Genomic DNA, 24,405 nt, shown 5'->3' with positions numbered 1-24,405 from the left:
GCATGAGCAAGTTAGCCAATTACATCGCTGAAAAACGTCAGCAAAAACCGATTCTATCCATGACCCATGTGGTTTATGGCTACCCAACCGTACAAGAAAGTCTTGATTGGATGGCAACACTTCTAGAAGCGGGCGCGGACTTTATCGAAGTTCAATTCCCCTTCTCTGATCCGGTTGCCGACGGCCCAACCATTGTAGCAGCCTGTCACGGTGCTCTACACGACCAAAAACTTACTGTTGAGCAATGCTTAACCGACATCGGTAAACTTGGTCGCGACTTCCCTAACAGCCGCATTGCATTAATGAGCTACCTAAACCCGATGTACATTTACGGATTGGAGAAGCTAGTTAAACGCTGTGCCGAGGAAAATATCCTTGGTTTGATTTTGCCGGATCTTCCTTACGAACAAGCCGGTGAACTACGAGCTTACTGTGATGGGAATGGGATCGACCCGGTTTGGTTGGTGACTCCTGTGACACCGAAAGATCGCCTAGCATTCCTCGCTAGCGAAGCCCGCGGCTTTCTCTACTGCGTTGCCCGCTCCGGTGTGACAGGTAACTCTAAACATAACGGCGGTACACAACAATCGTTGGATGAATACCTAGCGGAAATCAACTCCCACGCCAACGCACCGATCGGCGTCGGTTTCGGCATCCGCGAAAAAGCTCACGTTGACGCGCTAAAAGGCAAAGCCGACGTAGCCATCATCGGTTCTGCCCTATTGGACGCGTACAATAAAGGTGGTAAAGAAGAAGGTTTGAAACTGTTTAATAGTCTATTCAATAGCTAAACAGTGCCGACTTTTTCGATACCACCAGAATGAAAACTCAAAACGGAGACCAAAAAGTCTCCGTTTTTTGTGAAACAAGATAAGGATTGAGGGCGCAGAGCCACCACCGCTTAACTAGCCAGCTTGCTTAATGCCCCTCCCCAATCTCCATTTGCTCTTTGGCTAGTTTCAAGAAACGTTTGTGTATCCTACGAGTCGCCCACCAGACGCCGCCGATCATGACGGGGACTGCGATACCAATGGCGAGACTTTTATTTATTGGCGCACCATTTTCATAGGCCGCATCGATTAGGTATTTGATCAGGCCAATACTGTAGTAGGAGATCGCCGCAACGGATAAGCCCTCGACGGTGTGCTGCATGGCGAGCTGAATTTTGGAACGCCGATCCATCGATGCCAGCAAATGCTGATTTTGGGATTGAATCGCCATCTCCACTCGCGTACGCATCATATCCGAGACGCGGTCAATGCGGCGGGATAGGTTTTCTAAATGCTCGCCGGTGGCATTACAAGTGCGTACAGCAGGCGTCAGACGGCGTGTCATAAACTCTGTCACCGTTAAGTGACCAGATACCTCGTCTTCCTTCAACTCCGATAGACGCTTCAAGACCAAATCATGGTAGGCGGCTGTGGCGCTGAAGCGGAAGGTGGTTTTTGCTCGAGCGGCTTCCACCCAAGCGGCCATGCGTATGATTTTCGCCAACACTTCTTGTTCATCTACCTCCTCTTCCGTTTCTGAAAGCTGGGCAGTAATCTCCGCCAATTGTTTGTCACGCTTGGCGAGTTTTTGGTTGTAATAGCGTGCTAGGGGCAACCCCATCAATGCCATTAGCCGATAGGTCTCGATTTCTATTAAACGCTGCACCATACGACCAAGTTGGCTATTACTCATCCCCCGGTTAAAGACCATCATGCGACCGCAGCCATCACTGTGTACTTGGAAAGAGGTCCAGACTTGGGCATCACCATTTTGTGGGCGACTCCCCACTAGACGCATTCCTTCAAAGTGGGACTTCACTTGTGCTAAGTCTGGCTCGGCCCCATCACGGGCATCTTCAATCGCCACATGCAGGGCGGAAATCACGGTTCCCGGCATACCAGCAAGCCAATCTTTAGGTAAACAACTAAGTCCGTTGTTTACCCACGGGTCCGACACAAAGGGCGCCCCTTCATTCACAATCAAGTAACTAATGAACTCCAGATGCTTTTCTCGGCGAATGCGGAGGTGACCAAACCCGATTTCTAGGCAGACACTGTCCTCCCCCGGCACTACCGCACCGAAGCGCCGCAACAGACCACAAAAGTGATCGAAGTCGCTCTCTTTTTCCTCCGCATCCATCATTACAGCGAGATAGCTAATGCGAGCAGGGCTGGGAATCACTTGGAACGGGCGGGAATGAAGCTCCGCGTACAGCGCATCCCGCTGCTGGTGGATATTCAACCCAAACGGATTTGTGGTGGCCATGGGTATCTCAATGTCTTTAAGTTAATTAACCAAATCATCAGAAAATCAATCACATAATGCAACCATTACACCATGCTTTTAGTTCGATGCTGGGTATAAAAACCAGCATATAACACTCTCCTGCCAATCATGGTCAATAACCTGTCATCTTTTGCTAGTAACTTATGACCGGTTAAGATAGGGAGAGAATTTGTGCTGAATCTATTGTTTCGCCGCCGTACGTCCAATTTACCAAAGTCGGCTATTGCCAACATTAACCTGACCAGCGAGCTTCCCTGTCATCAGCTAGATGATCGTTACTTATCCTTTTCGATCGATATTTCAGTGCTGGTCGGTGGCCATTGGTGGGAGGGCGGCAGCGGCTCTAGCCGAGGTTTAGGCACCCAAAAAGTCCCTCCCATCGATCTTAATCAGCCAAAGTTAGATGCCTTGGTTCAGGCGCTGGCGCCAGCCTATCTAAGGATAGGCGGCTCAGAGGCAGACACCATTCGCTACTTTTGCGATCAAGACCTATCTTCCCCAGACGACTGCGAACTTACCCAAATCATTTGGGATCGGCTGCTCGACTTTATCAACCGCAATCAGCTAGGGTTCATGTTCACCTTTCGCTATGGTCTATTTGCCCGTCAGGAACATGGGCAGTGGAATCCGTTTGCCGCAACCAAGCTGCTCGCCTACACCCTCGCCCGCGGTAGCCATATTGATGTGGCCGAATTGGGTAATGAGCTTAACGCCTATTGGGCGTTTCACGGTCTCAGCGCACAGCCAAGAGCCACCACGCTCGCAGCAGATTACTCCCGCTTTATCCGCTCGGTAAAGAAACTCAGCCCTGAAACGCGAGTTGCAGGCCCCGGTAGTGCCTTTTGGCCAAGATTAGGGGAAACCATACGCCCCCTGTCCAACATTACCGACTCATTTTTAGAGCAACTCGAAGAGCCACTGGATATCGTCGATTGGCATTACTACCCATTTCAGAGCAGCCGGTCTCCGATCCGAACCCGCGCTGCCCGTTTAGAAAATTTGCTCGCTCCCACTTCACTACAAGAGTTTAGCAAGCACGCGGAACGACTACGCCAGTGGCAGCAGCATCACCAACCACAAGCGCAACTTTGGACTGGTGAAACGGGCTCCGCACAATGCGGCGGACAGCCCAAGCTATCGGATCGTTTTGCTTCCTGCTTCTGGTGGGCCGATCAGCTCGGACGAGGCGCCTTACATGGACAAAAAGTGATGATTCGACAAAGCCTGATCGGCGGCGATTATGGCTTGATAAATCGACGCACCATGAAACCGAACCCGGATTTTTGGGTCAGCTGGCTATGGAAAAAGCTAATTGGACCGGACGTGTACCAAGTGCAATCCAGCCACCCAGACCTCTTGGTTTACTGCCATGGGGGACACAAACCCAATAAACGCACCTTGCTTATTATTAACCTAAGTGGCAAAAGCTACCGAGTGAAATGCCCTCAGCTAGGGCGAGAAGGTAAACGTTTTGAAATCACAGCCGCCAAATTAAATGCGAAAAAGATTCTCATCAATGGTAAACAGCCGAAATTCCGCATGGGGCGGGTCAGCTTAAAAGATTTCCCCAAGCTCGCTAAACTGGATTTAGTCGCCCCTTATAGTATCAATTTTTGGACTTATTCCACCGCTAACACTGGGTCTAGCACGCTGGTACCGGCCGCCGCTAGGTGATCCAAAAAGGCTTGCATTACGGGGGTAGGCTGCTTTGCCGACGGATAAACGGCACACCAGCTACGTTTAAGTGGGAAGCCTTTTATTTTTGGTATTGCAAGCTGCCCCAAGCGCACATCCGCGACAATATTCACCAGTGGTAATACGGCCACGCCTAACCCTGCCAGCACGGCATGCTTAATCGCTTCATTGGAGCCAAGCTCTAATTTTGGCTGTAACTGCAAACGGTGTTCTTTACACCACTCTTCCAGCGCAAAGCGGGAGCCAGAGCCAGGCTCTCTGACGACCAGCCCCATCTCTAAAAAACCTTGGGCATCTAACTTGCTGGGGAGCGGGTGATCTGAGCATATACAAGGCACAAGCAGGTTATCGTAGAAGGGTTGTCGGCTTAGTAGTCGCGTATCAGGGACGACCCCCATTATGACGATGTCGTCACGATTCTGCAGTAAGCGCTCAGTAGCGTTGGCTCGGTTTAGCACCGTCAAGCGCGCCTTGACCTCTGGGTATTGCTCCAAAAAACCCTTTAATAAGTAAGGCACGATCATCTCCGCCGAACTCACCACACACAGGCGCAGCTCACCTTTTAACTGTCCCTCAAGCTGATACAAATCCATTTGCAATCGTTCTAGATCGGCAAACAGAGTGCGTACCACCCTCTCCACCTGAGCCCCGGCAGGGGTAACATAAAACTGCTTTCCTACATAATCGAACATCGGCTGTCCGATAGCGGCCTCCAATTGTTTCATTTGCGAGCTCACGGCAGGCTGGGTCAAGCCCAATTCATCCGCCGCCTTGGAATAACTCAAATGTTTAAAAACCGACAAGAATACCTGCAATTGCCGAAAAGTAAGTCGGTTTAAGAGCTGATTAAGAGTAAATGCCATGATTTTGACCTTCGACGACAGTCATCTATAAGCAATACCTTATGGTTTTCCAAAAAAATATCAATTTTTTATTTTGATCAAAATCTTCTAACGTTGGTGACATGCTCGTTTGCCATCACGGAGAGAACCATGCTCAAGAAAATATTAATTGCCAACCGCGGAGAAATCGCAGTACGCATCGTGCGCGCTTGCGCCGAAATGAACATTCGCTCGGTGGCGATTTTTACCGAGCCAGATCGCCATGCACTCCACGTTAAGCGTGCTGACGAAGCCTATAGCCTTGGCGATGATCCACTTGCCGGATATTTAGATGCACGTCGTCTAGTGAACTTAGCGGTGGAAACTGGTTGCGATGGCATTCACCCTGGCTACGGCTTTCTTTCGGAAAATGCGGAGTTCGCCCGCATTTGTGAAGAGCGTGGCATTACCTTTATCGGCCCTAAATCGGATGTTATCGCCAAAATGGGCGACAAAACGGCCGCTCGCCAGAGCATGATTGCCGCAGGTGTTCCGGTCACTCCTGGGTCGGAAAACAACCTCGCCGACCTCGATGAAGCCATCTCCTTGGCTGCCGAAATCGGCTACCCAGTGATGCTCAAAGCCACCTCTGGCGGCGGCGGTCGCGGTATTCGCCGTTGTGATAATGAAAAAGAACTGAAAGACCAGTATCCGCGGGTGATTTCTGAAGCTACGAAAGCTTTTGGCTCTGCCGAAGTTTTCTTGGAAAAGTGCATTGTTGACCCGAAACACATCGAAGTACAGATCCTAGCAGACAGCCATGGGGAAGCGATTCACCTGTACGAGCGTGATTGCTCCATCCAACGTCGTAACCAGAAGCTGATCGAAATTGCGCCTAGCCCACAATTGACCCCAGAACAACGGGCCTATGTTGGTGAATTAGCGGTGAAAGCGGCACAAGCAGTTGGTTATGAAAATGCGGGCACTGTCGAGTTTCTGGTCACTGGGAATGACATCTACTTTATGGAGATGAATACCCGGGTACAAGTAGAGCACACCATCACCGAACAGATTACTGGTGTTGATATTGTGCGAGAACAAATCCGTGTGGCATCTGGGCTCCCTTTAAGCTATCGCCAAGAGGACATTAGCTACCGGGGCTTTGCCTTGCAGTTTCGTATTAATGCGGAAGACCCGAAGAACAACTTTTTGCCGAGCTTTGGTCGCATCACTCGATACTACGCACCTGGTGGCCCAGGAGTACGTACCGATACCGCTATCTATACTGGTTACACCATTCCGCCCTACTTTGACTCCATGTGTCTGAAGTTAGTGGTATGGGCACTAAAATGGGAAGACGCCTTGGATCGTGGTGCCCGTGCGTTATCCGATATGCGTCTACAAGGGGTGAAAACGACTGCCCGTTATTACCAAGAAATTTTACAAAATGACGAGTTCCGTAGCGGCGAATTCAATACTAGTTTCGTCCCCAACCACCCGGAACTATTGAACTATTCAGATAAACGCGCACCTAGCGAACTTGCCCTTGCTATCGCTGCTGCCATTGCCGCCCACGCTGGCGTGTAAACCGAGGATTAGGAGAACACCATGAGCAAAGTACAGGTTACGGATGTCATCTTACGGGACGCCCACCAATCACTCATCGCCACACGTATGCGCACCGAAGATATGCTGCCGATTTGTGACAAGCTAGACAAAGTAGGCTACTGGTCGTTGGAAGTCTGGGGCGGCGCTACATTCGACGCCTGCGTTCGCTTTCTAAAAGAAGACCCATGGGAGCGCCTACGCCAGTTACGTGCTGCGCTACCCAACACCCGCCTGCAAATGCTATTGCGCGGTCAAAACCTACTGGGCTACCGCCACTATGCGGACGACGTGGTAGAAGCCTTCGTTGCTAAAGCTGCGGAAAACGGTATCGATGTGTTCCGTGTATTTGATGCTTTAAATGACCTTCGCAACCTAGAGACGGCCATTAAAGCGGTGAAAAAAGCCGGCAAACATGCCCAAGGTACTATTTGCTACACCACCAGCCCAGTACACACCCTTGATCTATTCGTCGAGCAAGCACAAGCGTTAAAAGACATGGGCTCAGACTCCATCGCCATTAAAGATATGGCGGGGCTGTTAACTCCATACGCCACTTACGATCTAGTCAAAGCCATTAAAGCGAATGTGGATCTACCCTTGTTCGTACACAGTCATTCTACGGCTGGTCTAGCGCCACTGTGTCAGCTTAAAGCCATCGAAGCGGGGGCTGAGCACATTGATACGGCGATTTCTGCTTTCGCGTCTGGAACCAGTCACCCTGCGACCGAATCCCAAGTGGCCGCATTAAAAGGCACCCAATGGGATACTGGCTTGGATTTAGAGCTGCTGACGGAAATTGCTGATTACTTCAAAGAGGTACGTAAAAAATACCACCAGTTTGAAAGTGAGTTCACTAAAGAAGACGTGTCCGTCCAGATTAACCAAGTGCCCGGCGGCATGATGTCGAACTTGGCGAACCAGCTGAAAGAGCAGCAAGCGCTGGATCGTATTCGCGAAGTATTTAACGAGATCCCACGAGTTCGTGAAGATTTGGGCTTCCCGCCACTGGTAACACCGACTTCGCAAATCGTAGGCACTCAAGCGGTATTAAACGTACTAGCAGGAGAGCGCTATAAAACCATCACCAATGAAGTGAAACGCTACTTGCAGGGTGGCTATGGTCACCCACCGGCACCAGTAAACAAAGACGTGCAAACGAAGGCCATCGGTAAAGAAGAGCCAATCGATGGTCGCCCAGCGGATCAGATCTCCCCGGAAATGAACCGCTTACGTCAAGAAATTGGCAGCCTAGCAACGAGCGAAGAAGACGTACTGACCTTTGCTATGTTCCAAGATATTGGTAAGCAATTCTTGGAGCAGCGGGCGGAGGGCACCCTACAGCCAGAACCTTTGGAGCCACCAGTCGCGGCAGGTAAATCCGCAACTGCAGTGGCTACCGAATTCTCGATCGATGTTCACGGTGAAACGTACCAAGTCGAAATCACCGGTGTCGGCGGCGACTCCTCCGGCAAACGTCATATCTACTTAACACTCGACGGCATGCCAGAGGAAGTCATTTTTGAATCCCTCAATGAATATGACGCCAATTCCTCGGGGGGCAACAAACGTGGTCGCGCTAACGGCCCCGGTGACATCACCACCGCTATGCCAGGCAATATTGTTGATGTGTTGGTACAAGTTGGTGATACCGTCGAAGCGGGTCAAGCGGTGCTGATCACTGAGGCCATGAAGATGGAAACCGAGATTCAAGCCCCTATCGCTGGCACGGTAAAAGGCGTGTTTGTCGCCAAAGGCGACCGCGTTACACCTGGGGAAACCTTAGTCGAAATTGGCTAGTTCTCGACTCAAATTTGTTCAAAAGATTTCCGTTTGCCATTTGTAATATTGCGGCAAAACCTTAAGGGGCCTAGCGCCCCTTTTTTTTATGCGTACACCGACCAACCAATTTCTTTGGTCAGCGCCTCTAACACTGCCACCCCAACTAATGAGTTACCTACTTTGTTGAGGCAAGGAGACCACACACAAATCGTAAAACGGCCGGGAACAATCGCCACGATACCGCCACCCACGCCACTTTTTCCCGGTAAACCGACCTGTGAAGCAAATGACCCCGCTTCGTCATACATGCCACTTGTGGCCATCAAAGCATTGATCTGACGGGCTTCATCCGCACTCACCACCTGTTCACCACTAAATTGGCAGTAGCCCTTGTTTGCCAAGAAACTAAAAGCCTTCGCTAAATCCACACAGCTCATACGCAAAGCACAGTTGGAAAAATAGCTATACAACACCTCTTCCACATCATTGTGGAAGTTACCAAATGCTTTCATCAGATAAGCCATCGCCGCATTACGGGCACGAAATTCAAATTCAGAATCAGCAACCACCTTATCGGTTTGAATACCAGGGTTACCGGATACCCGACGCACGAACCCTTGCATCGCGTAATGGGGGGAAGCGAACCTTGAGTGGTTATATCACTCACCACCAAAGCACCCGAATTAATAAAGGGATTACGGGGAACCCCGTTTTCATACTCTAACTGCACTAGAGAATTAAACGGTAGCCCCGAAGGTTCGCGCCCGACACGCTGCCACAAATCAGGGCCATAGTGCTTAATCGCCAATGTTAGGGAAAAGACCTTAGAAATACTCTGAATCGAGAACGGAGTTTCAGCATCTCCCACTTGATAGAGTTGACCGTCGTTACTGTAGATGGCAATGCCGAATTGTTGAGGATTTACCTTCGCCAAGGCCGGAATATAATCCGCTACCTTTCCTTCGCCCACTAAAGGTTTAACCTGTTCGTAGACCCGCTGGAGTAGACTATCCAATTTGAATGCTCGCTATTTTTCTTATGAATGGGGAATCGGAGGTGCGATTTTGCCAGAGATACAGAAAAACAACAGCCTGAATTTAGGTTCTATATAAATTTTTGGCCTACATGAGAAAATTATGCGACCAAACGATAACCCACTCCAGGCTCGTTGATCACAATGGTAGGAGATGACGGATTGAGTTCAATTTTTTGTCTCAGTTGCGCGATGTGAACACGAATTTTCTCGGAGCTTCCGCTGTATGCGTTACCCCAAATGGCCTGCCCTATCATGCGATAAGTTAGCACTTTATTACTATGTTTCATCAACAAGATGAGCAGATTAAACTCAGTTGGTGTTAGGTGTACAAGCACCTCTTCTGCGCCAACACAGACTTGCCTAGAGGATAGATTGACACAGACATGTTGGGCGCGAAGTATCTCTTCTGGTGCCGTTATTTCCCGCGTTCCATTACGCAGCGCAACTCGAATACGCGCCAATAACTCACCAGAGCTAAAGGGTTTAGGTACATAGTCATCAGCTCCGGCATCAAGAGCGGTAATTTTATCAAAATCCGTGTTACGGGCAGAAATCACGATAATCGCGACTTTACTCAGAGTTCGGGCTGCGCTTATAAACTCATGACCACTTCGCCCTGGCAACCCCAAATCTAACAAACAGATATCAGTCATATCCGTTTGCAAAGCCTTCAAGCCAGCATCTACGCTATCGACTACCCGTGCCGACATACCCGCTGATTCACACAAGGTAACCAGAAAGCTCTGCATAGCCGGATCGTCCTCAATAATCAGAATATTGGCACTCATATTAGGCATTCCAAATCAGGGTGGCAGTAACAACGCTACCGTCATTGTTAAATTCAAAACGTCCATTGTGTAATTTAGCGACAGCGTCACAAATCAGAAGACCTAACCCGGTTCCGGCATCTTGGCGTTTTAAGGGACGCTGGCATGGGCTGTTACAGACCCGCACTTGATAGGCACCGCCGTGCTTAAATAGATGGATCTCGAATGGTGGCTCCCCATGCACAAAAGCATTATCAATTAAATTAGCTAGGGCTATTTCGATAAGCGCACTATCTGCGATAAGGGAATTCACATGACAATGAATGATAAATTTATCTCTAGCTTCTTGATTGCTTCGCGCTAGAGCAGCACTAACTAAGTCCTCTGCGGGAACCTCAGACCAGATATGAGTGGATTCCAAATCTCGGATACGACTTAGCTCCAACATCTTATCAATTTGATTTTTGAGAATGAGGCTTTGTTGGTAAATATTGCGAGCCTGTTCTTGATAGCGGTGGGGAGGCAGTTGTAACGTCTCGTCACTGATTAAGCTTGACGCCCCCATAATGGTGCCAAGCGGTGTGCGTAGATCATGACCGATTGAACGCAACAAGTTGGCTCGAATCGACTCTCGATCCTTTAAACGTTCCGCTTCGCGCCGCTCTTGCTCACTCAATCTATTTTGCTGGGCAAGTTGCGCGATAAAGATGCCAACGGCGAGCATCACGCAAAAACTAACAAAATAATCAATATTATGAACCGCCAAGGTGTAATAGGGCTGAACATGAAATACATCCACCAACAAAACGCTGGTTATGCTCGCGACAATGGCTTCTGCTTTACCAAAGCGAAATGCAAAGAAGGTCACACATGCAACCCCCAGCAACATCACATCACTCACCGTCAGAAAGTCCCTAACAGGGATAGTAATCAGCTGTAATCCTGTTGCTGCAATTAGCGCTAATCCATAACGCTTTAACGCCCACCAAGAAAGCATCATCCCTCTCCTACTCACGCCACATTAAAGGGGATGCAATGGCCAATACCGTAAAATACTCTAGCCGACCTAAAATCATGGCAAACGACATAATCCAAGTACCCGTATCTGATAATGGAGCAAAATTACTACCAAGCTCGCCGAAGCCGGGACCCAATACATTCAAACAAGCGGCTACTCCGGTAAACGCTGCCGTGAAACTCATCCCAGTCATCATCACTAAAATCGTCAGCACCATGGTGGTTACCGCCGCTAAACACATGTAGGCCATAATACTATTACGTACCTCAAACGGGATTGGGCGGCCTTGGAATTTTAGCGTAAAAACTCCATTTGGGTGGACCAACTGTTTTGTCTCAAGAAATATGGATTTTACCGAAATTACATTGCGGATTATCTTATTACCGCCAGCAGTCGAGCCTGCACATCCCCCAATATAACCGACGAAAACCAATATGAGCGGCAAGGCACCACCCCATTGCGTAAATCCTGTCGCACCATAACCTGTACTAGTAATGAACGAGACTATATGAAACGTCGCTTGCGTAAATCGAGTAAATAAAGAGTCAAACAACCCTTGTTGGGATAGCATTAGCGTTACCACAAGAGACATGGCCAAAACGATCACCAGAAAACTACGACATTCTTCATCATGTAAATAAAGTAAACAAGAACGCATGGAAAAGACTCGATAATGGAGGGCAAAGCTGATAGCTCCAGCTAACATAAACAAATTCGCTAGCCAAAGTATTAATTCGCTATCAAAATGCCCCATGCTGGCATCATAGGTGGAGAAGCCACCCGTAGATACCGTTGTAAAGCTATGGGCAATTGCGTCATAAGCACTCATTCCCGCTAACCAGTAGCTCAGAGCACAAGCAATCGTCAAGCTTAGATAAACGTACCAAAGAAAGTGGGCGGTGTGCTTTACCCTAGGAGCGATTTTTTCATCCTTGAAAGGGCCGGGAGTCTCCGCTTTAAGAAGCTTCATACCACCAATATTTAGCATCGGTAATACTGCCACGACAAAGATCACTACCCCCAATCCCCCCATCCACTGTAAAAACTGGCGATACAACAAAAAGCTTTTCGGCATCTCGTCCAGACCACTTAGTACAGTCGCGCCAGTAGTGGTCAGGGCACTAATTGACTCAAACGCAGCATCGGTAAAACTTAGATCAGCGATCAGCATAATTGGGATAGCTCCCAGAAACCCGACAAGCCACCAGGTAAGTACCACATACAAAATTGCTTCCCGATTGGTTACCGTGGCAATCTTGTGACGACGCATAGCCCCCAGTAACAACAGGGCAGTAGAGCTTGCGGTCAAACCTGTTATCGTAAAATAGCGCTCTAGGCCGTCGTGAAAAACATAGATAGACAGCTCACCAAATACGATCTGAACAACACCCATCCACAAAATCGGCATGCCCAATAAGCGAATCAGCAAAGTTAGTCGGATCATCTTTCCTCCTGATTAAGGAGGCAAGTCTAAGCAAGGCGTTATAAATAAGGTGTGAATATTAAGGCATAGGCTGTAAAGAAAGCGTTAAGAAACCTATCGAACAGGCTCTACGCTATTTATATAGATCGAGCTTGCTCCGCTTCGTCGAGTTCAGAGTTCGGGTTCTCATGGGAATAGAAGATCGCTTTATTTCGCCCAGACACTTTGGCTTGATAAAGTAGCTGATCTGCTAAGTCGAGTAACTCGTCGGCTTCGTAGCGACGCTTACTCAAAGGGTAAAAACCGAGGCTGATGGTGAGATACCCCGTGGCAGAGGCGGGGTGAATGATGCCCAGTTTTTCTATTGCTTGTCGCGCTTGGTTGGCGAGTTTTTTGGCTTGGCTGATGGGCAGACCATCAAAAATCACGACAAACTCTTCGCCACCATAGCGATACTGTTGGCCATATCCATCGATAACATCTTGTACCGCCTGAGATACCGCTTTTAAAGCCTCGTCACCGGCCACATGACCAAAGTCGTCATTGTAGGCTTTGAAATGGTCTAAATCATAAAAAAAGATACTCACATCTCTTTTCGATGACGGCCAGCCACGCAAGATACTTTTGACCTTCTCCTCCAGCCCCATACGGTTACCGATGCCGGTTAAATGGTCATTTTGAGCCTTACGCTGCCAACTTACTTTGTCTTTTAAAGTACGAATCACGTTGTGGCGTTGACGCTCGTACAGCCAACCTATAAGTAAGCTGGTCAGATAACTGACAATAATTATCACGTTGGTCCAGAGACGGCTATCCTGAGACTGAGCCAGCATCTGCCCAGCAAGCTGAACTTTTTTGTCATTAAGCAAGTTATCAATTTGATTCTGGCAGGACAGTATCGTGTACCAAGGTTGCAATGACTTCGAAACAGGAAATTGGTTTTGTTCAACCATAAAACGCAGATCCAAAATCGCGTCGAGGGCTTGATTGGTGCAAGGGTACAAATCTCGATAGCGCCCGATATTTAGATAAGCGTAAGAAAGGTCCAGCTGCTTCAAGAAGTCTTCTTTCTGGGATGGGTCACGCTCTAGTTGATCCAAGTGTAACATGGCGTCGAGTAAATACTCGTGGGAACGGGTTACCAACTGGTTATCATAGGCACCGCGAGTGCGATCAAAATAGGTTTGCAATTCCCCTTCAAACTGTGACTGGTTCACATAAATAAGGCCAAAAGCGAACACAAACGTTAGCAAGGCAAGGCTAAACAGCCCCGTCTGTCGCCAACGACGCAATCTCACCGCAAAACCTCAATAGAACGAATCATCCAAATCCAGTCGTCATAGAGAGATAAATTAGTTGGGGAACGATCAGCCGTATCTACTTCAATCAAGCGCAAGGGACCATGGTTTCGCAGGGTTAGCGGTTCCCCGTCTTCATGGGTAACTAGAAACCAGTTATCTCGGTCCCAATCTTTGAGTTCAACAGCGTAGCCATCAATGGCTTCAATACGTAGATCTTTAGCATTGTAAGCAAAACGAGACTCTAACAATTGTGCTAGATAATACCCGCGAAAAGTCACCTCTTTACGTCGAAATGGAGCGTAACGGGTAACTTCTTCGTTGGCGAGCCTACGTAGCTCCTCCAAAGACACAACCATGATACGATTGTTTTCTTTAAAAATCAGATCTTGTGAATAAGCTTGGGTTGCGCCAACGAAACCCATTAAGCTGACGACGAATATAATCAAATGTTTTCTTATCATGCCCTGCTTCCTTAATGATCCCTGCTCTGTTGTAACCAAATGGGCAAATATCTTTGTAGCACAGTTTGACCAATAATGCCTGATTTAAGATGCCAATTTACATTAACAATGGCAATTAACTGACGTTTTCGAACAAGGTTGCGATACCTTGCCCCATTCCAATGCACATGGTCGCTAACCCAAATTGCTGTTGTTTCGACTTCATCTGATGAATCAAAGTAGTGCTGATGCGAGCACCGGAGCAACCTAACGGGTGCCCTAATGCAATCGCACCACCATTCAGGTTCACTTTTTCCTCCATCTCATCCAGCAACTTCAACCCTTTCAATACCGCTAACGATTGTGCGGCAAACGCTTCATTCAGCTCAATGACTCCAATATCTGCCAAGCTAAGGCCGGTTTTTTGGAGGATTTTTTGGGTCGCGGTGACTGGGCCATAGCCCATGATAGCCGGATCACAGCCGGTCAGCGCCATGGCCTTGATTTTCACCAAGGGCGTTAACCCGAGCTCCTGTGCTTTGGCTGCTGACATAACTACCAGCGCCGCAGCACCATCCGATAGAGCCGACGAAGACCCGGCCGTTACTGTGCCGCCTTTCGGCATAAATACGGTGGGCAAAGCCGCCAAACCTTCTAAGGAAGTATCTGGGCGAATCACTTCGTCTTCTACGATAGACACCAAGTTGCCATTGGCATCATGACCTAGCACAGGCACCATTTCATTGGCAAAAGCGCCGCTTTGCTGGGCAGCGTGGGCACGCTGATGGGAACGCAAGGCAAAAGCGTCCTGCTGCTCCCGGGAGATTTGATGCACCTTGGCGAGCATTTCTGCGGTCACCCCCATCATCATGGAGGCCTTCGCCATCTGCTTTGACAGCGCCGGATTCACATCCACGCCATGCATCATGGGCACATGCCCCATATGCTCCACACCACCGACCAAGTATAGCTCCCCCTGTCCACTCATAATGCCTTGAGCCGCCATGTGTAGTGCCGTCATGGAACTACCACACAAGCGATTCACAGTTTGTGCCGGCACGGTAACAGGTAATTGGGCAAGTAAACCGATCGCCCTTGCCACATTGAAACCCTGTTCAAGGGTTTGGTTGACGCAACCCCAAATCAAATCATCGGTACTATGGAGCAGGTCAGCCGGCAATTTAGAAGCCAATGCTTTGATTAAATCTGCCGACAAGTCATCAGCACGAACATTGCGAAAACCACCATTTTTCGACTTCGCCATGGGAGTGCGTTGCGCCGCTACGATCACGGCATCATTAGGTTGTAAGCTCATGCTGCACCTCCTGCTACTAGCGCCGTTGGCGAATAGAATGTCATGCCTTGGTCAATACGAGATCGCATCCCATCGGTTAACTGATACAAAGGCCCCAAATCTTGATACTGAGATACCAACTCGGCAAAGTTCTTCGCTCCAACACTATCTAGATAGTGGAATACCCCACCCTGAAACGGTGGAAAGCCCAACCCATAAACCAGCGCCATATCGCCCTCTGTGGGACTAGCAATAACCACTTCATCCAAACAACGCCACGCCTCCAGACATAAGGGAATCATCATACGTTCGATAATCTGCGCGTCGGTCAGCGCGAGCTTTTCCTGCATCCAAGATAGGGCTAAACCCTCGTCGGGGTTTGATTGAATTTTACCTTTGCGATCCGCTTGGTATTGGTAAAAGCCATGACCTGTTTTCTTACCAAATAGCCCCGCCATAAATAGCTGATCCAACACGTTAGTTTTATCATGGGACATGCGATCTGGAAAACTGGCAGCCATGGTTTGTGCCGCATGGTAGGCGGTATCAATGCCCACCGTATCCAACAGCTCCGCAGGCCCCATGGGCCAGCCGTAGCCTTTCATCACCTTATCGATATGACGGAAGTCCGCCCCATCACTCACCAATTGGGTGAAGGCTTGGAAGTAAGGGAACAAGACTCGGTTCACGAAAAAACCGGGACAATCGTTGACCACTATCGGTGTTTTGCCGAGCTTTTGGGCTAGGCTAACGACTTTGGCGATGGTTTCGGCGCTAGTTTTCGTACCGCGAATGACTTCTACTAGGGGCATACGCTGGACCGGATTAAAGAAGTGCATGCCACAAAAACGTTCGGGGTGTTGTAACGCCGCTGCCAACTGATCAATCGGAATGGTGGAGGTATTAGTAGCGATGACAGACTCTGAGCTAACGATTGTCTCTAGCTCTGCAAGCACAGCGGCTTTCACTTCTGCTTTTTCCACCACGGCTTCGATCACCAAAGGTGTATCGGCCAGCGATTCATAAGACAGGCTTGGCTGGATTTGAGTCATAGTCGCCAAGGCTTCGGGGGCGGTTAATCGACCTCGCTCAATTTGTTGATTCAGCAGTTTTTGCGCTTCGCTAAGCCCGAGATCTAGAGCATCTTGGCGAATGTCTTTCATCACCACCCTGACGCCTTTGCTCGCCCCTTGATAAGCAATACCGCCACCCATAATACCAGCACCTAGCACCCCAATTTGGTTTGGTGCACGAACCTCTTTGGTGATTTGGCGGGCAACTTTTTTTACCTGCTGATCTTTCAGGAAAATCCCTACTAACGCCTGCGCCACGTCAGTTTTCGCCAGCGTAATAAAACCTTTGATTTCCGTCGTTATAGCCTCGTCAAAGGATTGGCTAATGCTGCGTTCAATAGATTTTACCGCCGCCATGGGTGCGGGATAATGTCGTCCTGCTTGGGCGGCAACCACTGATTTAACAGACTCAAACACCATCAGTTTTTCTACCGGAGCAAACGTTATCGGCGCAGCATTCTGTTGTCGGCGGCTTTGATAATCTATTTGCCCAGCGTGACATTGGGCAATTAGTGCTAGGGCTGAATCCGTTGCCATACCATCCGCGACCACCGCGTCTACTGCCCCGAAGCGCAGTGCCTCCAGTGCCTTTTTCTGGGCACCGCCACAAATCCACTCACAGGCATTATCGACACCGATCAGCCGAGGCAAACGCACTGTGCCCCCCCAACCGGGGTAAATCCCCAGTTTGACTTCGGGTAGCCCTACTTGAGCTGATTCGGTCGCGACCCGAAAATCAGCCGCTAAACAAAGCTCAAAGCCCCCGCCAAGGGCCAACCCATTAATCGCCGCAACAGTTGGCAAAGGCAAATTACTCAAGCGCTGGAATAGATTATGGGTATCGCGTAACTTGTCCGCTAGTTGCTCGTCGGGCAACCCAAACCAAGTCAGGAACTCGGTGATATCCGCCCCGACAATAAAGGCTTGCTTATCGCTCTGGATCACCAATCCAATCAGCGCCGAAGCCTGTTGTTCTAGCAAATCGAGAGCATGGGCAAGCTCTTGTAACGTTGCCTGATCGAATTTATTGATGGCTTGATCTTGCGCGGCGAAGGTGAGTAACGCCACATTCCCTGAGGTTTGGGTGAGACTAAGTTTTTGCCCTTGGTAGTTCATGGTGTACTCCTTGGGAAAGTGCCACATTTAGCTAGCAGAGTGGAGCAGCTTAGCTAGAAAAGCCAAAGCTGCTTTTCATGAGTTTAGTTCGTTTCTTCTCGTAGCGCCCGACGCAATACCTTGCCTACATTGGTTTTTGGTAACGCCTCACGGATTTCGACCTGCTTTGGCACCTTGTAAGGCGCCAAATGCTGGCGACAAAATAGCCGTAATTCTTCTTTATCCAAGGTTGCCCCCGGCACCAGTACAAGAAAGGCTTTCACCGCCTCGCCGGTTTTATCATCTTCCACACCAATGGCAGCCGCTTCCAAAATATCGGGGTGGGAAGTGAGACAATCCTCCACCTCCGTGGGATAGACGTTAAAACCAGAGACAATAATCATATCCTTCGCCCGGTCGACAATGCGCAAATAGCCGTCTTCGGCTTGGGTCGCAATATCGCCGGTAATTAAGTAACCATCTGGGGTGGTGACTTCCGCCGTGGCATCGGGACGCTGCCAGTAGCCTTTCATCACTTGCGGCCCTTTCACACACAGCATCCCGGGCTCCCCGAGGGCTACCGGTTGACCGGCTTCGTCTATGAGTTTGACTTGAGTTTCTGCCACCGGCAGGCCAATGGCCCCCAGCTGTTCTTGCCCAACTGGGTTAAACGCCACCACCGGGGAGGTTTCAGTCAAGCCATACCCTTCTGTCACCGGGTTACCAGTTAGACTATGCCACCGCTCTGCTGCTGCTTTGGTTAGCGGCATCCCCCCGGAGGCCGTTAATTTAAGAGCACTGAAATCCAGCCGTTTGAAATCGTCCCGCAGACATAAAGCGACAAATAGGGTGTTTAACCCAATGAACCCCGTGAAACGCCATTTCGCCAATTCTTTAACAAAGGCTGGCAAATCCCGTGGATTTGGAATCAAGATACTGTGGCCACCTACGTCCATTAGGGTTAAGCCGTGAATCACGAAGGAGTAAATATGGTAAAGGGGCAAGGGAGCGATAAAGGTCTCTTTGCCTTCGATCAGTACCTCGGTGAGACGCTCGCGCAATTGGTAGCTATTAGCGATTAAGTTTGCGTGGGTCAACATCGCCCCTTTCGCTACCCCCGTGGTGCCACCGGTATATTGCAGCACAGCAATGTCTTCTAACTTGGCTTGGTAACGCTTGGGGGGCAGTGTACCGCCTTGTGCCAAGATGTGATTCAAGCTTTTCGCTTGGGGCAAATCATAGGCCGGCACCATGCGCTTGATGTACTTCACCACACTGTTGATTAGCAGACGCTTAACAGGAGGGTGAAAATCCGCAATCTCGGTGATAAAAACGTGCTTGATTGGGGTTTTATCAATAATCTGCGCCACATTGTGGGCCATATTGGCAAACACCACCAAGGCCTTGGCACCGGAGTCTTTGAACTGGTGCTCTAGCTCTTTCGGGCTATACAAAGGGTTGGTATTCACAACGATTAAGCCCGCTTTTAAAGCACCGAGCACCACAACCGGGAATTGAATCACATTGGGTAGTTGCACAGCGATGCGATCCCCAGGGATCAAATCAGTGTGCTGTTGCAAGTAGGCCGCAAAAGCATCGGATTTTTGCGCCAATTCTCGATAACTCAGACTGCGCCCTAAGCTAGTGAATGCGGGCAAATTCGAGAAGCGCTCACAGGCAGAGCACAGTAGCTCGGTAACCGACTGATACCCTTGTGGGTTAAGACTCGCCGGCACATAACGACCGGGAGCACTTGATGTTGTTTCTGACTGGCTCATGACTGACTCCAATTCTTGTTATTATGGAGAGCGGCATCATTCAGCTAACCCTATTGCACGCTACCCAAATTACTGCGGTGGGAAGAATTCCGTTAAGCGAGCCGCAAGCATAACATCCCCATCCACTTCGATGTCACCAGAAAGAAACGCGGCCATGCCATCTAACTCTCCGGAGGCAATCGCCTGCAAAGTAGACAGGTTCATACGTAGAGTCGCATCCGGGTCATTATGTTCCCCTGATTCTAATGAACACTGACCATTTCGCAGCAAAATATGCTGAGTTTCTTGATCCACCTGGAACTCGAATACGGCGCTAACCCCGCCCGCCGCGCTCGGTTGAAAACGCTCAACCCATTGCTGTAACACACTGACTAAATTACTCATGGTTTGACTCCTGCGATACGGTTAAAAGTAGGCAAACTGGTTGTCATCTAACGACATCAGGCAATCTGATCCTGCTAACATCGCTTCTTTATGGGCAACTGCTCGCGGCAAAATCCGCGCAAAATAGAACTGAGCCGTTTTCACTTTAGCATCATAAAAGCCATCATCATCTAAACCGGCCGCCAATTTTTCTTGCGCGACCACAGCCATTCTGGCCCAGAAGTAACCCAACACGATGTAGCCGGAATACATCAAATAGTCCACCGATGCCGCGCCTACTTCATCGCGGTTTTTCATGGCCTTCATCCCAATTTGCAGAGTCACCTCACCCCATTCCTTATTCAACTGCGCCAGCTTGTTGACTAAAGGGGTCAGACCCTCTTGTTCCTGACCTTCTCGTTCGAGATGAGCTTGGCAGAATTTATGAATCACTTTGGTAAAGGCTTTTAGGGAGTCCCCTTTGGTTAACAACACTTTCCGCCCTAGTAAATCCAAGGCCTGAATACCGGTCGTGCCCTCGTAGATAGTGGCAATACGGGCGTCCCGCACGTTTTGCTCCATGCCCCATTCAGCAATATAGCCATGCCCACCAAATACTTGTAGAGCGTGATTGGCGGATTCCCAACCGACTTCAGTTAAAAAGCCTTTTACGATTGGGGTAAGGAAAGACAACAGTTGCTCAGCTTGCTGCTGATCCTGGCTTTCCCCCACTTTCACCGTGTCAGCCAGCATGGAGCAATAGTGCATAAAGGCACGACCACCTTCCGCAAAGGCCTTTTGGGTGAGCAGCATACGGCGTACGTCCCCATGAACAATAATCGGGTCAGCCGCCTGATCGGGATTTTTCACGCCAGACAATGAGCGCATTTGCAAGCGATCTTTGGCGTAGGCAAGGGAGTTCTGATAACCCCATTCGGCATGTACCAAGCCTTGCATAGCGATGCCCAAGCGGGCGGAGTTCATAAAGGTAAACATGGCCGCCAAGCCTTTATGGGGTTCCCCCAGTAATTCGGCTCTGGCGCCGTCGAAATTCATCACACAGGTAGCATTGCCATGGATCCCCATTTTGTGCTCCAAAGAGCCACAGGAAAGGCTGTTGCGCTCCCCCACTTCACCTTCCGCATTGGGAACAAATTTCGGCACGATAAAAAGGGAAATACCTTTGGTGCCTTCTGGAGCATCTGGCAAACGAGCCAACACAATATGGACAATATTGTCAGACAAATCATGCTCGCCGGAGGAGATAAAGATTTTAGTGCCGGTGATAGCGTAGGAGCCATCGGCATTGGGAACGGCTTTGGTTTTCAGCAGCCCAAGGTCAGAGCCACAATGGGGCTCTGTTAGACACATGGTGCCCGTCCATTCGCCAGAAATCAGTTTGGGTAGATAGACTTGCTGTTGCTCAGGTTTACCATGGCGCTCCAAGGTATTCATCGCACCATGGCTTAACAGAGGGTACATAGACCAGGCCCAGTTTGCCGTGGCGACCATTTCTGTTACCAACATGCCGAGGGATTCTGGTAGCCCCTGCCCACCCATTTCCACCGGATGTGCTAGGGATGGCCAACCGCCTTCAACATACTGCTGGTACGCTTCTCTAAAACCTTCTGGCGTGGTTACTTTCCCGTCGTGATACTGACAGCCTTGCTGATCACCACTATGATTTAGGGGAGACAGCACCCGCTCGGCAAACTTGGCACCCTCCTCCAAAATCGCCGCTACCATATCCGGCGTCGCTTCATCGCCGCCGGGTAAATTGGCGTAATGGCTCGGGAAATCTAATAACTCATCGGTAACGAACTGAATATCACGTAGTGGTGTTTGGTAACTGCCCATGATCATCACCTCTTATTGTTATACTCGGTTACGAGATCACTCGCGGAACATAACTTAAGAGTTGACCATAGGCGAGAATTGCTCAATGACAAAGACAGTCAAAGTCAGTGGCAGATTGGGGCAGTTTAAATTGGTAGGTTGGGAGCCCCACTCTCCACCGCCACCAAGCACTCCACTCGGCTTTGTTCAATATCGTCAATTTCTGTCCAATCGCTTTCTGTGGTGGTTAGGTTGAATTGCCACGCTGTGCCATTGGCTAGTTGTACGATGCCCTTCAAGCGCCAGAAGCCTTCAAGAGCTTTGGTCTGCTCGGCCCATTGGCGTAGCTGGTCGATGGTGATGTCGAGAGGGTTGTCGATGATCCAGCCATGGCTGGTGAGTTCGCTGTCCCGACGCTGGTAGTAGGTCATGCCGGGCTTGGGCTGACTGGTCAGCACATGGGTATGATCGTGGTGATCGTGGTGATCGTGGTGATCGTGGTGATCGTGGTGATCGTGGTGATCGTGGTGATCGTGGTGATCGTGGTGATCGTGGTGAGTATGTTGCTGGTGAATGCGGGGAGCGTCGAGCCAAGCTACATCCATTTGGCCGTTTTCCACCAAAGCAATGACAGATTTTGCCGGTGAGAATTGTTTAGCAAAGTCGAGAAAGCGTCCGCTTTCCCCTTCTTGGTAAAGGTCTTGTTTGGTTGCCACTAACACATCCGCCATGTTGATCTGGTCAAAGAATGCCGGATGCCCCACGTAACGGGGGTTATCTAGGTTGCGCGCATCGAGCAAACACAAGCTAGCGCGGATATCTAACACGCCTTGATAATGATCGGCTTCAAGCTGCTTAAGGATTTGGTCTGGGTGACCGATCCCGGTTGGCTCGATGATAATGCGGGTCGGATTGGCGGTTTTTATCAGTTCATTTAAGCCCGCACCAAAAGCCGCGGAGGTGGTGCAGCATAGGCACCCACCCGGCACTTGTTTGATGGCGATGCTGTGCCCTGAGTTGACATCAAGCCCGGCAAGCAGATCACCGTCTATGCCGATTTCCCCAAACTCATTGACCAACACCGCCCAGTTTTCACCGGCAGGTACTTGGGTAAGTAAATGACGGATGGCGGTGGTTTTACCACTACCCAGAAAGCCAGTAATGATGTTGACCTTGATGCCAGTGTATTTCACTTACTTTTGATCCCCACTGATACGGCTACCGACGGCGGATTTTTGGTCCTTATACTTGGCGTTGTCACGCTTGTTATAGGGGCGATCCGCCGGGCCAGACATGGTCTCAAAGTTAATCGCCCCGATTGTCATGCCGGGGCGTAGTGCGATTGGCAATTTACCACCGTTCAAAAACTCCAAGACGATGGCGCCACTCCAACCGGGGTCAATGCGGTGGGCAGTGACGTGCACCATCAAACCGAGACGAGCCAACGACGAACGACCGTCCAGCCAACCGACAAGATTATCCGGCAAAGTGACTGATTCCAAAGTCACCCCAAGCACCAGCTCGCCGGGGTGGATAAAGAATGGTTGATCATCTTTGACAATGATCTCCTCACTCATTACGGATTCAATCGCTGTGTTGAGATCTTCCTTGGGGCCACTCAGGTCCAGATAAGGAGCAGGATGACCTTGAAACACGCGAAAGGAGTTACCCAAGCGCAAATCACAGGACACCCCACTAATCACCCCATTGTCAGGGCGGGGTTCGATGGCAATGACGCCATCGTCCAAAGCTTGAATAATATCGCGGTCACAAAGTCTCATGGTTTACCTCAGTCGTCACTCATGCCGATAGTTGGCACAGCAAATGGCTCAGCGCGGGATTGCAGCAGGGCGTGTAGTTTACGCGCAATCTCGCCATATGTCTTGGCAGCATCGGACTCTGGTGCAGAAACCATAGTAGGCTTGCCCGCATCCGCCCCTTCGCGGATAGCGAGGCTAAGTGGCAGTTTACCAAGCACATCTACACCGTATTCGGCGCTGAGTTTCTGGCCACCTTCGTCGCCAAAGATAGCTTCTTTATGACCACAGTTAGAGCAAACATGAACCGACATGTTTTCTACCACGCCTAATACAGGGATATTCACCTTGTTAAACATCTCGATACCCCGACGGGCATCTAGCAGGGCGATATCTTGCGGGGTCGTGACCACAACAGAACCAGACACCGGCACCTTTTGCGCTAGCGTCAGCTGAATATCCCCTGTTCCCGGTGGCATATCAATAAAGAGGTAATCCAACTCATCCCACTCGGTCTGCGTCAGAATTTGCATCAACGCTCCCGTTGCCATGGGGCCACGCCAAGCCATTGGTGTTTCTTGGGTCGTTAAGAAGGCCATGGACATGGTTTTGATACCATGGGCCACAGGGGGAATAAAGAATTTCTCGTTACGCACTTGGGGGCGCGTATCTGGCGCAAAACCTAGCATCATGCCTTGGCTCGGGCCGTAGATATCGGCGTCGAGTACACCGACTTTGTAGCCATCTGCCGCCATTGCTAAGGCTAGATTCACTGTGGTTGTAGATTTACCGACACCGCCTTTGCCCGATGCCACTGCAATGATGTGCTTAACCCCGGCAAGGCCCTGAGGTACGCCAGCTTGTTCAGCCATGGAAGCTCCTAACGTTGTTACCACTCCCGCAATCAGGGGAAATGGGATGAGTGTTGCCTAATTTGCATCGATAATGTGGGCAAAGTTATGAAAACCAACCCCAAAACCTTGCGCACAAAATGGGGCAATCTATAATGTTCGCCATTTCCATTTAGGCTAGTGCCTTGGGCGG

21 protein-coding genes are annotated in these 24,405 nt (G+C 49.8%); 4 read left to right on the top strand and 17 right to left on the bottom strand.

Annotated elements, in window-relative coordinates; all coding sequences use genetic code 11:
* The first annotated feature begins 2 nt into the window (after nt 1-2).
* Nucleotides 3-791, top strand: coding sequence for a tryptophan synthase subunit alpha (gene trpA, locus FJM67_RS09365; RefSeq protein ID WP_140588705.1), 789 nt, complete (start codon nt 3-5; stop codon nt 789-791).
* 127 nt (nt 792-918) lie between these two features.
* Here trpA and FJM67_RS09360 read toward each other — a convergent pair whose 3' ends face one another.
* Nucleotides 919-2,256 carry a DUF3422 family protein gene (locus FJM67_RS09360; protein ID WP_140588703.1) on the bottom strand — a complete coding sequence of 446 codons (1,338 nt, stop codon included), beginning with the start codon at nt 2,254-2,256 and terminating at the stop codon, nt 919-921.
* Nucleotides 2,257-2,448: 192 nt separating this feature from the next.
* Here FJM67_RS09360 and FJM67_RS09355 point away from each other — a divergent pair, with 192 nt between their 5' ends.
* Nucleotides 2,449-3,951, top strand: a complete 1,503-nt coding sequence (locus FJM67_RS09355) for a glycosyl hydrolase family 79 N-terminal domain-containing protein (RefSeq protein WP_235890026.1) — start codon at nt 2,449-2,451, stop codon at nt 3,949-3,951.
* On the opposite strand, the gene FJM67_RS09350 is transcribed toward FJM67_RS09355, so the two are convergent.
* Complete coding sequence (locus tag FJM67_RS09350) at nt 3,897-4,835, bottom strand: LysR family transcriptional regulator (RefSeq protein ID WP_140588702.1); 939 nt, start codon at nt 4,833-4,835, stop codon at nt 3,897-3,899. The genes FJM67_RS09355 and FJM67_RS09350 overlap by 55 nt on opposite strands.
* A gap of 129 nt (nt 4,836-4,964) precedes the next feature.
* On the opposite strand from FJM67_RS09350, the gene FJM67_RS09345 reads away from it, so the two are divergent.
* Both FJM67_RS09345 and oadA read left to right on the top strand, forming a co-directional pair.
* Entirely contained in the window at nt 4,965-6,380 is a 1,416-nt protein-coding gene (locus tag FJM67_RS09345; RefSeq protein ID WP_140588700.1) for an acetyl-CoA carboxylase biotin carboxylase subunit, read from the top strand.
* Between the two features lie 21 nt (nt 6,381-6,401).
* Nucleotides 6,402-8,198: a sodium-extruding oxaloacetate decarboxylase subunit alpha gene (gene oadA / locus FJM67_RS09340; RefSeq protein WP_140588699.1), complete on the top strand. Its 1,797-nt coding sequence runs from the start codon at nt 6,402-6,404 to the stop codon at nt 8,196-8,198.
* 86 nt (nt 8,199-8,284) lie between these two features.
* Here oadA and FJM67_RS17970 read toward each other — a convergent pair whose 3' ends face one another.
* From FJM67_RS17970 to apbC, 15 genes are all read right to left on the bottom strand, one after another.
* Nucleotides 8,285-8,791, bottom strand: coding sequence for a glutaminase (locus FJM67_RS17970; protein WP_407943597.1), 507 nt, complete (start codon nt 8,789-8,791; stop codon nt 8,285-8,287).
* Nucleotides 8,692-9,150 carry a glutaminase gene (locus FJM67_RS17965; protein ID WP_407943595.1) on the bottom strand — a complete coding sequence of 153 codons (459 nt, stop codon included), beginning with the start codon at nt 9,148-9,150 and terminating at the stop codon, nt 8,692-8,694. Before FJM67_RS17965 ends, FJM67_RS17970 begins: the two co-directional genes overlap by 100 nt.
* A 164-nt stretch (nt 9,151-9,314) precedes the next feature.
* A complete protein-coding gene (locus tag FJM67_RS09330) occupies nt 9,315-10,004 on the bottom strand; it encodes a response regulator (RefSeq protein WP_181161465.1) in 690 nt (229 codons plus the stop codon).
* Between the two features lies 1 nt (nt 10,005).
* Nucleotides 10,006-10,983 (bottom strand): sensor histidine kinase, encoded by a 978-nt coding sequence (locus tag FJM67_RS09325; RefSeq protein WP_140588695.1) that lies wholly within the window; start codon nt 10,981-10,983, stop codon nt 10,006-10,008.
* Between the two features lie 7 nt (nt 10,984-10,990).
* Nucleotides 10,991-12,445 (bottom strand): TrkH family potassium uptake protein, encoded by a 1,455-nt coding sequence (locus FJM67_RS09320; protein WP_140588694.1) that lies wholly within the window; start codon nt 12,443-12,445, stop codon nt 10,991-10,993.
* 116 nt (nt 12,446-12,561) lie between these two features.
* Entirely contained in the window at nt 12,562-13,722 is a 1,161-nt protein-coding gene (locus FJM67_RS09315; RefSeq protein WP_140588692.1) for a GGDEF domain-containing protein, read from the bottom strand.
* The gene (locus tag FJM67_RS09310; protein ID WP_140588691.1) at nt 13,719-14,186 is read right to left on the bottom strand and encodes a hypothetical protein; all 468 of its coding nucleotides are present in this window, start codon (nt 14,184-14,186) and stop codon (nt 13,719-13,721) included. The genes FJM67_RS09315 and FJM67_RS09310 overlap by 4 nt, the downstream gene beginning before the upstream one ends.
* Before the next feature lie 115 nt (nt 14,187-14,301).
* The gene (gene fadA, locus FJM67_RS09305) at nt 14,302-15,480 is read right to left on the bottom strand and encodes an acetyl-CoA C-acyltransferase FadA (protein WP_140588689.1); all 1,179 of its coding nucleotides are present in this window, start codon (nt 15,478-15,480) and stop codon (nt 14,302-14,304) included.
* Nucleotides 15,477-17,648, bottom strand: a complete 2,172-nt coding sequence (fadB, locus tag FJM67_RS09300) for a fatty acid oxidation complex subunit alpha FadB (protein ID WP_140588687.1) — start codon at nt 17,646-17,648, stop codon at nt 15,477-15,479. Before fadB ends, fadA begins: the two co-directional genes overlap by 4 nt.
* Before the next feature lie 83 nt (nt 17,649-17,731).
* Nucleotides 17,732-19,405 carry an AMP-binding protein gene (locus FJM67_RS09295; protein WP_140588686.1) on the bottom strand — a complete coding sequence of 558 codons (1,674 nt, stop codon included), beginning with the start codon at nt 19,403-19,405 and terminating at the stop codon, nt 17,732-17,734.
* A 69-nt stretch (nt 19,406-19,474) separates the two neighbouring features.
* Nucleotides 19,475-19,789, bottom strand: a complete 315-nt coding sequence (locus FJM67_RS09290) for an SCP2 sterol-binding domain-containing protein (protein ID WP_140588684.1) — start codon at nt 19,787-19,789, stop codon at nt 19,475-19,477.
* 21 nt (nt 19,790-19,810) lie between these two features.
* Nucleotides 19,811-21,625, bottom strand: coding sequence for an acyl-CoA dehydrogenase C-terminal domain-containing protein (locus FJM67_RS09285; RefSeq protein WP_140588683.1), 1,815 nt, complete (start codon nt 21,623-21,625; stop codon nt 19,811-19,813).
* A gap of 125 nt (nt 21,626-21,750) precedes the next feature.
* Nucleotides 21,751-22,797 carry a CobW family GTP-binding protein gene (locus tag FJM67_RS09280; protein WP_140588681.1) on the bottom strand — a complete coding sequence of 349 codons (1,047 nt, stop codon included), beginning with the start codon at nt 22,795-22,797 and terminating at the stop codon, nt 21,751-21,753.
* A complete protein-coding gene (gene dcd / locus FJM67_RS09275; RefSeq protein ID WP_140588679.1) occupies nt 22,798-23,385 on the bottom strand; it encodes a dCTP deaminase in 588 nt (195 codons plus the stop codon).
* Nucleotides 23,386-23,393: 8 nt separating this feature from the next.
* A complete protein-coding gene (gene apbC, locus FJM67_RS09270; RefSeq protein WP_140588678.1) occupies nt 23,394-24,233 on the bottom strand; it encodes an iron-sulfur cluster carrier protein ApbC in 840 nt (279 codons plus the stop codon).
* Between the last annotated feature and the right edge of the window lie 172 nt (nt 24,234-24,405).

Source organism: Maribrevibacterium harenarium, from assembly GCF_006385675.1.
In the GTDB taxonomy this organism is placed as follows: Bacteria; Pseudomonadota; Gammaproteobacteria; order Pseudomonadales; family Marinomonadaceae; genus Marinomonas; species Marinomonas harenarium.
Note: the sequence above shows the minus strand (reverse complement) of the source record. Positions and strands in the feature narration are given on the sequence as shown.

What these genes read in the sequence shown, in the direction of transcription:
- trpA (WP_140588705.1), top strand. Translation starts at nt 3, where the DNA reads ATGAGCAAGTTAGCCAATTACATCGCTGAAAAACGTCAGCAAAAACCG.
- FJM67_RS09360 (WP_140588703.1), bottom strand. Translation starts at nt 2,256, where the DNA reads ATGGCCACCACAAATCCGTTTGGGTTGAATATCCACCAGCAGCGGGAT.
- FJM67_RS09350 (WP_140588702.1), bottom strand. Translation starts at nt 4,835, where the DNA reads ATGGCATTTACTCTTAATCAGCTCTTAAACCGACTTACTTTTCGGCAA.
- FJM67_RS09345 (WP_140588700.1), top strand. Translation starts at nt 4,965, where the DNA reads ATGCTCAAGAAAATATTAATTGCCAACCGCGGAGAAATCGCAGTACGC.
- oadA (WP_140588699.1), top strand. Translation starts at nt 6,402, where the DNA reads ATGAGCAAAGTACAGGTTACGGATGTCATCTTACGGGACGCCCACCAA.
- FJM67_RS09330 (WP_181161465.1), bottom strand. Translation starts at nt 10,004, where the DNA reads ATGAGTGCCAATATTCTGATTATTGAGGACGATCCGGCTATGCAGAGC.
- FJM67_RS09325 (WP_140588695.1), bottom strand. Translation starts at nt 10,983, where the DNA reads ATGATGCTTTCTTGGTGGGCGTTAAAGCGTTATGGATTAGCGCTAATT.
- FJM67_RS09320 (WP_140588694.1), bottom strand. Translation starts at nt 12,445, where the DNA reads ATGATCCGACTAACTTTGCTGATTCGCTTATTGGGCATGCCGATTTTG.
- FJM67_RS09310 (WP_140588691.1), bottom strand. Translation starts at nt 14,186, where the DNA reads ATGATAAGAAAACATTTGATTATATTCGTCGTCAGCTTAATGGGTTTC.
- fadA (WP_140588689.1), bottom strand. Translation starts at nt 15,480, where the DNA reads ATGAGCTTACAACCTAATGATGCCGTGATCGTAGCGGCGCAACGCACT.
- fadB (WP_140588687.1), bottom strand. Translation starts at nt 17,648, where the DNA reads ATGAACTACCAAGGGCAAAAACTTAGTCTCACCCAAACCTCAGGGAAT.
- FJM67_RS09295 (WP_140588686.1), bottom strand. Translation starts at nt 19,405, where the DNA reads ATGAGCCAGTCAGAAACAACATCAAGTGCTCCCGGTCGTTATGTGCCG.
- FJM67_RS09290 (WP_140588684.1), bottom strand. Translation starts at nt 19,789, where the DNA reads ATGAGTAATTTAGTCAGTGTGTTACAGCAATGGGTTGAGCGTTTTCAA.
- FJM67_RS09285 (WP_140588683.1), bottom strand. Translation starts at nt 21,625, where the DNA reads ATGGGCAGTTACCAAACACCACTACGTGATATTCAGTTCGTTACCGAT.
- dcd (WP_140588679.1), bottom strand. Translation starts at nt 23,385, where the DNA reads ATGAGACTTTGTGACCGCGATATTATTCAAGCTTTGGACGATGGCGTC.
- apbC (WP_140588678.1), bottom strand. Translation starts at nt 24,233, where the DNA reads ATGGCTGAACAAGCTGGCGTACCTCAGGGCCTTGCCGGGGTTAAGCAC.